The sequence below is a fragment of the Providencia sp. genome (assembly GCF_040396775.1).
Classification (GTDB): Bacteria; Pseudomonadota; Gammaproteobacteria; order Enterobacterales; family Enterobacteriaceae; genus Providencia.
In genome coordinates this window covers 1-13,902 of sequence record NZ_JBEBNT010000016.1, presented here as the reverse complement: position 1 = coordinate 13,902, position 13,902 = coordinate 1, and the positions used below count along the sequence as shown (strand labels likewise).

The following is a 13,902-nucleotide window of genomic DNA, read 5'->3' as shown; positions in this document are numbered from 1 at the left end:
TTTTTTACTCTAATTTGATTGTGTACAGTCAGAAAATAGAGAAACAAAAAATTAACATTCAGTAAATTAAACAATTTTTTATAAATTAAAATAACTAAAGCAAATTAATATACTACTTTTTAAAATTAAACGAATTTTAATTTCAAAACCCATACACACCCCTATTTCAACATCCCTGTACTGACTTTTCTTGTGATAACTAAAAGAGATACAAAATGAATACTGACTTAGATAGCACCATCCAGCAGATGGCACAACAATTACAAGCATGGCGGCGTGATTTTCATCAATATGCAGAATCAGGTTGGTTTGAATTTCGTACAGCAACGCTTGTTACCGAAGAACTGCATCAACTAGGTTACCAACTGCAATTGGGCAAAGAAGTTGTTAAAGCAGATGCGCGAATGGGGCTTCCCTCTGAAGAAAAATTAGCAGAACAAGAAAAAAGAGCGATTGAACAAGGCGCTTTAACTCAATGGCTACCCCACTTTTCAGGGGGATTCACGGGTATCGTTGCCACACTTGATACTGGTCGTCCAGGCCCAACACTGGCCTTTCGTGTCGATATGGATGCCCTTGATTTAAATGAAGAACACTCATGCCAACACCGTCCACATAATGAAGGTTTTGCGTCCTGTAACCCGCACATGATGCACGCGTGTGGCCACGATGGGCATACCGCCATTGGCCTTGGGCTTGCTCGTATTCTCAAACAATATGAGGCGAAGCTGTCTGGTCGCATCAAAGTTATCTTTCAACCTGCGGAAGAAGGTACTCGTGGCGCTAAATCCATGATGGAAGCAGGCGTGGTTGATGATGTCGATTTCTTTGTGGCTATCCATATCGGTACAGGTGTGCCAAAAGGCGAAGTCGTCTGCGGCAGTAAAAACTTTTTAGCGACAACAAAGTTTGATGTGACCTATCAAGGTGTTGCAGCGCATTCGGGTGCAAAACCTGAAGATGGCAAAAATGCGTTAATTGCCGCAGCTCATGCAACCCTCGGCCTATATGGTATCCCGCGCCACAGTGAAGGAAGTTCACGAATTAATGTGGGTGTATTACAAGCAGGTATTGGCCGCAATGTCATTCCAGATACGGCGTTGCTAAAAGTTGAAACGCGCGGTGAAACCAATGAAATCAACGAGTTTGTCTACAAAAAAGCGATGAATATCATTGAAGGTGCCGCAAAAATGCAAGATGTCACCTTTGATGTCAAACTGATGGGCGCGGCACAAAGCAGCCATCCAAGCACACAATGGGTTGATTTTATTTGTGATTTAACAAAAAACCACCTTCCTGAATTAACCTCTATCGTCAAAAACCGCCCACAAGCTGCGGGCTCGGAAGACGCGACCTATTTTATGGAGCGCGTAAAAGAGCATGGAGGCCAAGCCACTTACATGATTTTTGGCACAAACCTTAGCGCAGGTCACCATAACGAGCGCTTTGATTTTGATGAAGACGTGATGACAACGGCAGTAAAAACGCTGTCGACCATCGCCCTGCATCTCCCTGAATTCGGAGCTAAAAATGGATAAACAATTCACATCATTTATTGGTGATTATATTGAAAATCACCGCGCCCAGTTTACGGCGCTGAGTGACAATATTTGGGATCACCCTGAAACCCGTTTTGAAGAAACCTATTCTGCTAATTTACTGGCTGACGCGTTAGAGTTAGAAGGCTTCCACGTTGAAAGAGGGGTCGGTGATATTGAAACAGCATTTATCGCCAGCTATGGCTCCGGTTCACCTATCATTGCATTATTGGGTGAATATGACGCACTCGCAGGGTTAAGCCAACACGCAGCTTGCAGCGAACCAAATCCCTTAGTAGAAAATGGTAATGGTCATGGATGTGGACATAACTTACTCGGCACCGCCGCATTATCGGCCGCTTTTGCCGTCAAAGCTTGGCTGAGCGACAATAATTTATCCGGTACGGTACGGTTTTACGGCTGCCCAGGGGAAGAAGGCGGTTCAGGTAAAACATTCATGGTCAGAGAAGGTTTGTTTGATGATATTGATGCCGCTATTACATGGCACCCAGAATCATTTAGTGGCGTCTTTAATGTGCAATCCCTTGCTAATATTCAAACGGCTTTTCGCTTTAAAGGCATTGCTTCCCACGCAGCAAACTCCCCACACCTTGGTAGAAGCGCCCTTGATGCCGTCACATTGATGAATGTTGGCGTACAGTTTTTACGCGAGCATATTATTCAAGAAGCTCGAATACACTATGCCGTCACCAACACGGGGGGCGCATCCCCAAATGTCGTGCAAGCTGATGCAGAAGCCCTCTACCTTGTCCGCGCTCCGCAACTTGATGAAGCACAAGATATTTACCAACGTGTGATTAATATTGCACAAGGGGCAGCCCTGATGACGGGGACGCAGTTAGAAGTGCGTTTTGATAAAGCGTGCTCAAATTATGTGCCTAATCGGACGCTAGAACACGCCATGTTTAACCACATTACTGAATTTGGCATCCCTGAATATACCGATAAAGAACGTCAATTTGCTGAGCAAATTCACAATACATTGACGAAAGATGATTTACGCAATGCCAAGCTCAATGCTGCCCGCAGTGGCGGTGAAGAAGGCGAACGTTGGTGTGAAAGACAGGGCAATAAAGTGCTCACGGATGAAGTGCTGCCTTATGTTGAGTCCAAAGAGTTGATGTACGGCTCAACCGATGTGGGTGATGTCAGTTGGGTTGTCCCTACCGTTCAATGCTTTAGCCCCTGCTTTGCCTTTGGTACCGCACTGCATACTTGGCAATTAGTGGCACAAGGGCGCACCTCTATTGCCCATAAAGGGATGCTGCTTGCGGGGAAAATCATGGCTTCTAGCGCCCTTGAGTTGTTCTTGAAGCCCGATTTATTAGCACAAGCAAAAGCTGAATTTGCGCAGCAAAGGCAAGCTACCCCTTATCAATGCCCTATTCCCAAAGATATTAAACCGTCAAAATTAAAATAAGCAGTTCCTTAATACTGGCGGGGTTTACCCGCCCATAAGTCATAACAATAACAATGAAGATAGACACAAGGAAACCCTATGAGCGACTCAACAACTGTGCACAAAAGCCCCGGGGCAATTTTTCGCTGGATAGAACGCGTGGGAAACAAAATTCCAAATCCGTTCATTTTGTTCGTTTATTTAATCGCCGTGCTGATGATTGCAACGGCAGTATTATCTTGGTTTGATTTATCCGTTAAAAACCCCGCCAATGACGAGATGGTCAGCGTCAAAAACTTATTAAGCGTGGAAGGGTTGCAATGGATTTTACCCAATATCGTTAAAAACTTTAGTAGCTTTGCCCCTCTCGGCGCCATTCTCGCATTAGTTATTGGGGCTGGATTAGCTGAAAAAGTCGGTTTACTCCAAGCATTGATGTACAAAATGGCATCAGGTATTAATAAACGCTACGCCAGTTATATGGTGCTGTTTATCGCCTTTTTCAGCCATATCTCTTCAGATGCAGCGTTAGTTGTCATGCCACCACTGGGAGCCTTGATTTTTATCGCAGTAGGTCGTCACCCTGTAGCTGGCCTATTAGCTGCAATTGCTGGGGTCGCCTCGGGTTTTACCGCAAACTTATTGATTGTCACCACCGATGTCCTGTTATCAGGGATCAGTACAGAAGCGGCAATGATGATTGATCCGAATCTACATGTCAGCGTTATCGATAACTGGTATTTTATGGCCACATCAGTGATTGTATTAACCATTGCAGGTGCGCTACTGACAGACAAATTTATAGAGCCCCGCTTACCCGTGTGGGAAGGCACGTCACATGACCGACTCGAAGAATTGACGCCAATTCAAAACCGTGGGTTATTGATGAGTGGCTTGTCTGCATTAATCTTTATCGGTTTAGTTGCGCTCATGGTCGCCCCAGAAGGCGCACCACTGCGTGACCCAGTGACGGATACCGTGATCCCTTCGCCGTTTATCAAGGGTATCGTTCCTGTCATTATTATTTTCTTTTTCGTCGTTTCCATTACCTATGGTGTATCAACCAAACAAATCAAAAAGCCAAATGATATTCCAGACTTATTAGTTGACCCAATGAAGAGCATGGCAGGTTTCATTGTGATGGTTTTCCCGCTTTCTCAGTTCGTTGCATTCTTTAACTGGAGCAATATGGGGAAATTCATGGCGATTGGTTTAACTGACTTGCTCGAAAACTTGGGAATGACGGGTGTACCTGCATTTATCGGCTTAATGTTTTTATCTGCTTTCCTGTGTATGTTTATCGCCAGTGGCTCTGCCATTTGGTCAATACTGGCGCCAATATTTGTGCCGATGTTTGTGCTACTTGGCTTTCACCCTGCTTTCGCACAGATTGTGTTCCGTATCGCTGACTCCGCTGTTTTACCCCTTGCGCCGATGTCACCGTTCCTTCCGCTCTTTTTAGGCTTTTTGCAACGCTACTATAAAAATGCTCAGCTAGGAACTTATTACACTTTAATATTGCCGTATCCAATTGTATTTTTTATTGTTTGGATGCTATTACTGGTCGGTTGGTACTTTGCTGGCCTACCTATCGGGCCGGGAGTTTACCCGCAGCTCAATCCATAAAAAAAGGCGCCTTATAGGCGCCTTTTCACTGTCTAATTTATCTAAAAATTAGTCTTCTTTAGTACGGCTTGCACGACGGCGATCGTTCTCAGTCAGGTGACGTTTACGCAGGCGGATAGACTGCGGAGTCACTTCAACTAATTCGTCATCATCAATAAACTCAAGCGCTTGTTCCAGAGTCATTTTAATTGGTGGTGACAGTGTTGTTGCTTCATCGGTACCTGACGCACGCATGTTAGTCAGTTTTTTACCGGTTAAGCAGTTAACGGTTAAGTCATTAGAACGTGAGTGAATACCGATGATTTGGCCTTCATACACTTCAGCACCGTGACCTAAGAATAATTTACCGCGGTCTTGCAGGCTGTACAGCGCGTAAGCAACTGCTTTACCTTGACCGTTAGAGATCAGAACACCGTTTTGACGACCACCGATTTCGCCTGGACGAACATCGTCGTAATGGCTGAATGTTGAGTACAGTAAGCCAGTACCTGAAGTCATTGTCATGAACTCAGTACGGAAGCCAATCAGACCACGGCTTGGGATGATGTAGTCAAGACGCACACGGCCTTTACCGTCTGGCATCATGTCACGCAGGTCGCCTTTACGCTCACCTAACGCTTTCATGACATCACCTTGGTTTTGTTCTTCGACGTCTAAAGTGACTTGCTCGAATGGTTCTTGTTTACGACCATCGATTTCACGAATGATAACTTTTGGACGAGATACTGCCAGCTCAAAACCTTCACGACGCATATTTTCGATCAGAACAGATAAGTGCAGCTCACCACGACCTGATACACGGAATGCATCAGGGTCTTGGGTTTCTTCAACACGCAGCGCAACGTTGTGAACCAGTTCTTTATTCAGGCGGTCAAGGATTTGACGTGAAGTCACGAATTTACCTTCTTTACCGCAGAATGGTGAGGTGTTAACACAATAGAACATGCTAACTGTTGGCTCATCAACCGCTAACGCAGGCAATGCTTCAACGCTACCCACTTGGCAGATAGTGTCAGAAATGTTCAGTTCACCCAAACCTGTCAGTGCAACGATATCGCCCGCTTCAGCTTGTTGTGAATCGATACGCTCTAAACCTAAGTGCGTTAATACTTTACCGATTTTACCGTTGCGAGTTTTACCTTCGCTATCGATAACAGTCACTTGTTGGTTAGGTTTAACCACGCCACGTTTGATACGGCCGATACCGATAACGCCTAAGTAGCTGTTGTAATCCAACTGCGAAACTTGCATTTGGAAAGGACCATCGACATCAACTGCTGGTGCCGCGACGTGCTCTACGATAGCTTCGTACAGCGGAGTCATATCTTCAGCCATTTCAGTGTGGTCAAGACCTGCGATACCGTTTAATGCAGAAGCATAAACGATAGGGAAATCGAGTTGCTCATCCGTTGCACCTAAGTTCACGAATAAGTCGAATACTTGGTCAACAACCCAATCAGGACGAGCGCCTGGGCGGTCAACTTTGTTAATAACAACAATTGGACGCAAACCGTGGTCGAACGCTTTTTGCGTTACGAAACGCGTTTGTGGCATTGGGCCATCCATCGCATCAACAACCAGCAGAACGCAGTCAACCATAGACATTACGCGCTCAACCTCACCACCGAAATCGGCGTGGCCTGGGGTGTCTACGATATTGATATGATAACCATTCCATTGGATTGCAGTATTCTTAGCAAGAATGGTAATACCACGCTCTTTCTCCAAGTCGTTGGAGTCCATAACACGCTCATCGACAGTTTCACGTTCACCGAACGTACCTGACTGTTGCAATAATTTACCAACCAGTGTTGTCTTGCCATGGTCAACGTGAGCGATGATGGCGATGTTTCTTAAGTTTTGAATTGACAAGGATTTTTACCGTTTAATTGACAGGAAAGGAATATGTTTTTTGCGGTATTCTAATTACCCAAACATACTTTCTACGTTAATTTGCTGTTATTTTACACGTTTTTCCGCACAAGTGGAATAAATGTGAAACCCATCACTGTATAAAAAGTTTTTAACGAAAAAACATTCAGTTGCGTAACAGTGCCAGATTCCCTCACAAAATAATGAGCATCATCTCTGCGAAACCACGAAGTGACAGAATAATACGCTAAAAACTTAATATTAGCAGCCCAAAAAAAGAACAAAAAATAGACTTTCTTTCTTAACCGCCATTTTTAATGTCTTTTTATGTTATTTAGATATATCTAAATTGACTAATTAGATATATCTAAATATAGTTAAACCATAAAATGAATTCGATATATCTAAAGTTACAAACTAAGGAGTAACTATATGCTAATTAAATCTTGTCGTCATGTATATTATGCGCGCCACGACGAAAATCAGCGCGGCCACCACGATGGCTGTTGCCATGGCGAAAGCCGTCACGGTCACAATGAACGCCGTCATGGCCATGATGAATGTTGCCACGGAGGTGAGCATCGCAGCCACGGTGACCATTATTATGGTGATGACCGTCACGGACACGGGCACGGCGAACGTTGTCATGGCGAAGGCCGTCACGGACACGGGCACGGCGAACGTTGTCATGGCGAAGGCCGTCATGGACACGGGCACGGCGAACGTTGCCACGGCGAAGGCCGTCATGGACACGGACACGGCGAACGTTGTCATGGCGAAGGCCGTCATGGACACGGACACGGCGAACGTTGTCATGGCGAAGGCCGTCATGGACACGGCGATGAACGCCAAAAAGGTCGAGGAAGAGGCAAAGGCCTGCGTCGTTTATTCGACCACGGCGATCTCCACATCATGGTGCTTTCATTAGTCGCGAAAAAACCGAGCTATGGCTACGAAATTATCAAAGACATCCAAGAAGCCTCAAATGGCCTCTATGTCCCAAGCCCGGGTGTTATTTATCCAACATTAACACTGTTGGAAGAACAAGGCTTTTTAGAGTCTCAAATTGTTGAGCGCAATCGCAAAAGTTTTACGATTACGCCAGAAGGCGCTGCGCACTTGGCACAGAATAAAGAAACGGAAGCAGTGATTGCTCGCAAGCTAGCAAAAGCTCGTGATATGCAGCAAGGCAGCAATTTAGCAGAAGACATCGAAATGGCGGTCAGCCGTTTTAAAGCCCTGCTGCGCCACAAAATGGTTCTGAAGCAACTGAATGAAGAACAAACGCGTCAAATTGCTTCCATTATCAATGATGCAGTGAAACAAATTGAAGAAGTAAATACATTACTAACCAACAGTGATGATGAATAACATATCCTCACGCGTTAAATAATGTCAGCCAATTCAGCTTTGGGCTTATTATTAAGCACAAAGCTGGTCTTTTTTCTCTATCCCCTTACTTGAATGCACCAAAATAATGCAGCTCATTACAATATCGCACCAATACAGTGCAATTTACACCTAATTTTAACTCAATCGATTGACATTCCTTCGTAACAATCAGTATTTACTCTTCTTTTAAAAGTTGGCATGCTTTTCGCTTAATAGTATCCATAGTGAGCGAGCAGCGTGATTAATCACCACCGCCACGCCAGACAAACCAACAAACGCAAAATATGATGCGATTTGTTGATTAGACCCGACCAGGAGAGCCGAGAATGTCCGCTGAACATGTTTTATCGTTAATTAAAGAGCACAATGTAAGATTTATTGATCTGCGTTTTACCGACACTAAAGGTAAAGAGCAACATATCACTATCCCTGCTCACCAAGTTGACGAAGACTTCTTTGAAGAAGGCCAGATGTTCGACGGTTCATCCATTGGTGGCTGGAAAGGCATCAACGAATCTGACATGGTACTGATGCCTGATGCATCTACCGCAATGTTAGACCCATTCTTTGCTGATGTGACCTTAATTATCCGTTGCGATATTTTAGAGCCGGGTACTATGCAAGGTTATGACAGAGACCCGCGTTCCATTTCTAAACGTGCGGAAGATTTCCTGCGTTCAAGCGGTATCGCTGACATCGTGTTATTTGGCCCAGAACCTGAATTCTTCGTTTTTGATGATATTCGTTTCGGCAATAACATGCACGGCAGCTACTACCATATCGATGATATCGAAGCAGCATGGAACACAGGCACAAAATACGAAGGCGGTAATAAAGGCCACCGTCCAGCGGTTAAAGGTGGTTACTTCCCAGTGCCACCGGTTGACTCATCACAAGACCTGCGTTCTGCAATGTGTACCACAATGGAAGAGATGGGCTTAGTTGTTGAAGCTCACCACCATGAGGTGGCAACCGCAGGCCAAAACGAAGTCGCTACCCGCTTTAATACCATGACCAAAAAAGCGGATGAGACTCAGATTTATAAATATGTCGTGCACAACGTTGCGCATGCCTACGGCAAAACAGCGACATTTATGCCGAAACCATTAGTGGGTGATAACGGTTCAGGTATGCACTGCCATATGTCTTTATCAAAAGATGGCGTGAACCTGTTTGCGGGTGACAAATACGGCGGTTTATCTGAAATGGCGCTGTACTACATCGGCGGTATCATTAAACACGCACGTGCACTGAACGCATTTACCAACCCAACAACTAACTCATACAAACGTTTAGTTCCGGGCTTTGAAGCACCCGTTATGCTGGCTTACTCAGCGCGTAACCGTTCTGCATCTATTCGTATCCCAGTGGTTGCTAGCACCAAAGCACGCCGTATTGAAGTGCGCTTCCCTGACCCAGCGGCTAACCCATACTTAGCGTTTGCTGCGCAGTTAATGGCAGGTCTTGATGGCATCATCAATAAAATCCACCCAGGCGATGCAATGGACAAAAACCTGTATGACTTACCACCGGAAGAAGCGAAAGAAATCCCAACTGTTGCAGGCTCTTTAGACGAAGCGCTGGCTGAGCTGGATAAAAATCGCGAGTTCTTAACCCGTGGTGGTGTGTTTACGAATGACGCTATCGATGCATACATTGAATTAACGCGTGCCGACATCCAACGTGTGCGTATGGCACCGCACCCTCTCGAATTTGAAATGTACTACAGTGTGTAACACGCCGTTCCACTGATAGTCTTTGTTGCCGTGAAGCACTTGCCCCATCTTTCGATGGGGCCTTTTCTCTCTACTGCACCAAAGATGCAAAATCAAATATCGGTTGTTTGGTCTATCAGGTATAATGCACCAAAATAGTGCAGGAGCAACATTACATGAAAACCGAACATTTGCCAGCACCCGAACAAATCCTCGACTCCCTCATTAATAGCGTGCTTATTTTGGATTACGATTTGGTTATCCATTACGCCAATCATGCCGCCTTGCAAATCCTAACCCAAAGTCAGCGCAAACTGTACGGGACGCCCCTTCCACTGTTATTTAGCTATTGCTCGCTTAATGATGAATTGATGCTCAGTAGCTTAAAAGAAGGCCACAGTTTTACGGAAAACGAAGTCACGTTGGTGTTTAACAACCATTCCCATGTGATGTCGTTCAGCGCACAGCCATTTTCAGAACAATTTATTTTAGTCGAGTTGTCGCAACTCGATAGCCAGCGACGCCTTAGCCAAGAGCTGGTACAAAATGCACAACAGCTTGCGGCACGTGAATTGATCCGCGGTCTGGCGCATGAAATTAAAAACCCGTTGGGGGGATTGCGAGGCGCCGCGCAGTTGTTGTCCAAAGCGCTACCTGACCCACAATTAAATGAATATACTCAAGTGATTATTGAGCAAGCCGACCGTTTAAGAGCCTTGGTCGACAGGTTACTTGGGCCGCAGTACCCGGGCCCCAAAACCCAGCAAAGTATTCACCATATTATGGAAAATGTGACGCGCTTAGTTTCCCTCGAAAAGCCCGATAACGTCACCTTAACTCGCGACTATGACCCGAGTTTGCCCGATTTAGAATATTACCCTGACCAAATTGAGCAAGTATTGCTGAACGTCACCCGTAATGCACTGCAAGCTCTCTCAGATACTGGAGGGCATATTACGCTACGCACACGCACTGCATTTCAAGTCATGCTACAAGGGGAGCGCTATCGGTTAGCGGCGCGTATTGATATTGAAGACAACGGACCAGGTATTCCACTGGCTATCCAAGATACGCTGTTCTACCCAATGGTGAGTGGACGGCCCGATGGAACAGGGCTTGGGCTGTCAATTGCGCGAAGTTTAGTGGATCAACATGCAGGGAAAATCGAGTTTACCAGTTGGCCGGGGCACACTGAGTTTTCTATTTATCTACCCATCAAAAAATAGGGGATAACCATGTCACAGGGAAAAATTTGGGTCGTGGATGACGACAGTTCCATTCGCTGGGTTCTAGAGCGGGCACTCAACAATGCAGAATTTGTCTGTACCTGCTTTGATAGTGCTGATGCGGTGCTTGCTGCATTGGAAAACGCACTCCCTGATGTTTTGTTATCCGATATTCGCATGCCCGGAACTAATGGTATTGAGCTACTCAATACCATTAAACAATCACACCCCCTTTTACCGATCATCATTATGACGGCTCACTCAGACCTCGATGCTGCCGTTAATGCCTATCAATCTGGTGCCTTTGATTACCTGCCTAAACCGTTTGATATCGATGAAACCGTGGCATTAGTTGAACGTGCGTTAAATCATAGCCGTGAACAGAACCACACGGGGCGCGAAACAAAGCAAAAAGCGCCGATTGTTTCATCCACCATGATAGGTGAAGCGCCTGCAATGCAGGAGGTGTACCGTATTATCGGCCGTTTATCTCGCTCATCAATCAGTGTGCTAATTAACGGTGAATCTGGAACAGGGAAAGAGCTCGTTGCCCACGCTTTGCACCAACATAGCCCACGCGTTAATGAGCCCTTTATTGCCTTGAATATGGCGGCTATTCCAAAAGATCTCATCGAATCAGAACTTTTTGGTCATGAAAAAGGGGCGTTCACGGGGGCAAGCCAAGTTCGCCAAGGGCGCTTTGAGCAAGCCAACCGCGGTTCATTATTTTTAGATGAAATTGGCGATATGCCCCTTGATGTACAAACACGGTTATTGCGCGTGCTTGCTGAGGGGCAATTTTACCGCATTGGTGGCTATACCCCTGTGAAAGTGGATGTGCGGATTATTGCCGCCACCCACCAAGATCTTGAAAAACGGGTGAAAGAAGGTTTATTCCGTGAGGATTTATTTCACCGATTAAACGTGATTCGAGTACAACTTCCCCCATTACGGGAACGCACGGAAGATATCCCGCGCCTCGCCCACTATTTTTTGCAAAATACCGCAAAAGAGTTAGGGGTAGAAAGCAAGGTATTGCACCCAGATAGTGAAAAAATTCTACAACGCTATTATTGGTCAGGGAATGTGCGTCAATTGGAAAATGTCTGCCGCTGGCTGACTGTCATGGCGGCAAGCCAAGAAATCTTACCGCAAGATTTGCCCGATGATTTATTAGAAGAGCACCCAATACAAAAAACGGAAGCCAATAAGCTAAAGAGCAATGAACCCGTAACGTTGCCTGTGCACCAAGCCAACTCAGATACACAATGGTTTGAATTATTGGAAAAGTGGGCTGATCACGCGTTATCCGCTGGAAAAGACGATTTATTAACACAAACAGTGCCGCTATTAGAGCGCACTCTGCTTAACTGCGCACTGAAGCACACTGACGGGCATAAACAAGAGGCGGCTCGCCTATTAGGTTGGGGACGAAACACCCTAACCCGTAAATTAAAAGAATTGGGTATTGAATAACCCGCAATAAAATTAATTCACTTCACTTGATTTTGGCTATTATTTAAAAAGGTGTAGAGGAGAACTCTACGCCTTTTTATTAGTTAAAAACTAAAATCACGACCGAGATATATTAAGGTTTCATATTAGAAAAAATAAACACCCTCTATTTTAGATAATCTAGCTCCAGTTTTATTCCTTATATTGAGCATTGAAATAAGATATTCAATTTAATACAATACATTAATGATTCCTTCCAGGGAAATCGCACATCTTATTTAGCCCAGCGTGATTATTAAATCCCCCACGAACACATTATGCGTCAAATATAAAATATAAACGCCATTTAAAAATTAGTTTAAACATTTAATTTTTATTTTCATTACTACTTTAAAAACAAACCTTAGCAAATTTGATTTTTAAAAAACTTAGTTAAAAACCACCCAACCCATAATGTGAACACCAAACAAACCTCCCGTAAATCCAAAAAACAAAACAATTAAACCTAAATTACTCGCATATTGTTTATTATCAAAATAAACGACAAAATATATCAATTGAGAAAGGCGATATTTAAATCCCCCTCAATAACATCAAATAAAATATCTTCCTTGGAGAGTCATAAATGAAAAAGAATATTATCGCAACGTTAATTGCGACGTCGTCTATTTTTGCTATTAATAATGCATTAGCCGCTGACGGTACTATTAATTTTACTGGTGAAATTACTGACCAAGCATGTGAACTGGCAACAGGCTCAGATGTATTTACAGTGAACTTAGGCAAAGTTTCAAAAACCGCATTACCAAGTACGGGAAGTACGGCTGCCGCAACTAAATTCACCATCAAATTAGAAAATTGCCCACAAACAGTGACAAGCGCAACGGTTAAATTTGATGCTATTAGTTACGCAGGAGACAACAATGTGCTCCAGTTAACTGACCCTACGGCAAATACAACCGCTAAAAATGTCGGTATTCAAATTCAAGATGTAACTGGTTCAACCGTTCCACTGTTTACTGAGTCTAGTGCTTATGCATTAAAAGAAAATACAGTTAACAATTTGGACTTTACGGCTCGCTATATTGCGATGTCTGACGCAGTTGGTGTCGGCCAAGCAAACTCAACAGCAACGTTCACAATCAATTATAACTAATTGGACTTTAAGGTTTAAACGGACTTAAACCTTATTCCTGTATTACTAGGTGATAATATGAAACGCTTAATTTGTTTTTTTCTATCTTTATTCTTATTTATGCAAACGGCTAACGCTGGCGTCATTATTGGCGGTACTCGCGTTATTTATAATGAAGGGAATAAAGATGTCAGTATTAGTGTCGAAAACCCCGATAAAATTCCCTACTTAATTCAATCGTGGATTGATGGTATCGACGAGAAAAAACAATCGGATTTTACTATTACACCGCCACTATTCCGGTTAAATGCCGATAAAACCAATGCGCTGCGTATTTTTTTGACGGCCAATACCTTACCTAAAGATAAAGAATCTTTATTTTGGCTAAATATTAAAACCATTCCTGCCACTGAGCGCACGGAAAACTCTTTGCAAATTGCTTTTAAAACACAAATGAAATTGATTTACCGCCCTTTCGCGATTAAAGACGTGAACTTTGAAGAACAACAAAAAAAGCTGACAT

At 44.2% G+C, this 13,902-nt stretch carries 10 protein-coding genes; 9 read left to right on the top strand and 1 reads right to left on the bottom strand.

The window, feature by feature from the left end:
• The first annotated feature begins 215 nt into the window (after nucleotides 1–215).
• From ABWP91_RS15235 to abgT, 3 genes are all read left to right on the top strand, one after another.
• Nucleotides 216–1,538: a M20 family metallo-hydrolase gene (locus ABWP91_RS15235; RefSeq protein WP_353243965.1), complete on the top strand. Its 1,323-nt coding sequence runs from the start codon at nucleotides 216–218 to the stop codon at nucleotides 1,536–1,538.
• Nucleotides 1,531–2,979: a M20 family metallopeptidase gene (locus ABWP91_RS15230; protein WP_353243964.1), complete on the top strand. Its 1,449-nt coding sequence runs from the start codon at nucleotides 1,531–1,533 to the stop codon at nucleotides 2,977–2,979. Before ABWP91_RS15235 ends, ABWP91_RS15230 begins: the two co-directional genes overlap by 8 nt.
• Nucleotides 2,980–3,057: 78 nt before the next feature.
• Nucleotides 3,058–4,584 carry a p-aminobenzoyl-glutamate transporter gene (gene abgT, locus ABWP91_RS15225; RefSeq protein WP_225820126.1) on the top strand — a complete coding sequence of 509 codons (1,527 nt, stop codon included), beginning with the start codon at nucleotides 3,058–3,060 and terminating at the stop codon, nucleotides 4,582–4,584.
• Between the two features lie 48 nt (nucleotides 4,585–4,632).
• Here the strand turns inward: abgT and typA are convergent, their stop codons facing one another.
• Nucleotides 4,633–6,456: a ribosome-dependent GTPase TypA gene (gene typA, locus ABWP91_RS15220; protein ID WP_353243963.1), complete on the bottom strand. Its 1,824-nt coding sequence runs from the start codon at nucleotides 6,454–6,456 to the stop codon at nucleotides 4,633–4,635.
• A gap of 432 nt (nucleotides 6,457–6,888) precedes the next feature.
• On the opposite strand from typA, the gene ABWP91_RS15215 reads away from it, so the two are divergent.
• The 6 genes from ABWP91_RS15215 to ABWP91_RS15190 all read left to right on the top strand — a co-directional run.
• Nucleotides 6,889–7,827, top strand: coding sequence for a PadR family transcriptional regulator (locus ABWP91_RS15215; RefSeq protein WP_353243962.1), 939 nt, complete (start codon nucleotides 6,889–6,891; stop codon nucleotides 7,825–7,827).
• A gap of 347 nt (nucleotides 7,828–8,174) precedes the next feature.
• On the top strand, nucleotides 8,175–9,584 hold the full coding sequence (gene glnA, locus ABWP91_RS15210; RefSeq protein ID WP_219245394.1) for a glutamate--ammonia ligase: 1,410 nt from the start codon (nucleotides 8,175–8,177) through the stop codon (nucleotides 9,582–9,584).
• A 155-nt stretch (nucleotides 9,585–9,739) separates the two neighbouring features.
• Nucleotides 9,740–10,789 (top strand): nitrogen regulation protein NR(II), encoded by a 1,050-nt coding sequence (glnL, locus tag ABWP91_RS15205; RefSeq protein ID WP_353243961.1) that lies wholly within the window; start codon nucleotides 9,740–9,742, stop codon nucleotides 10,787–10,789.
• Nucleotides 10,790–10,798: 9 nt separating this feature from the next.
• Complete coding sequence (glnG, locus tag ABWP91_RS15200) at nucleotides 10,799–12,265, top strand: nitrogen regulation protein NR(I) (RefSeq protein WP_353243960.1); 1,467 nt, start codon at nucleotides 10,799–10,801, stop codon at nucleotides 12,263–12,265.
• Between the two features lie 604 nt (nucleotides 12,266–12,869).
• Nucleotides 12,870–13,400 carry a fimbrial protein gene (locus ABWP91_RS15195; RefSeq protein WP_353243959.1) on the top strand — a complete coding sequence of 177 codons (531 nt, stop codon included), beginning with the start codon at nucleotides 12,870–12,872 and terminating at the stop codon, nucleotides 13,398–13,400.
• A gap of 57 nt (nucleotides 13,401–13,457) precedes the next feature.
• A partial coding sequence (locus ABWP91_RS15190) for a fimbrial biogenesis chaperone (protein WP_353243958.1) occupies nucleotides 13,458–13,902 on the top strand: 445 nt, incomplete at its 3' end.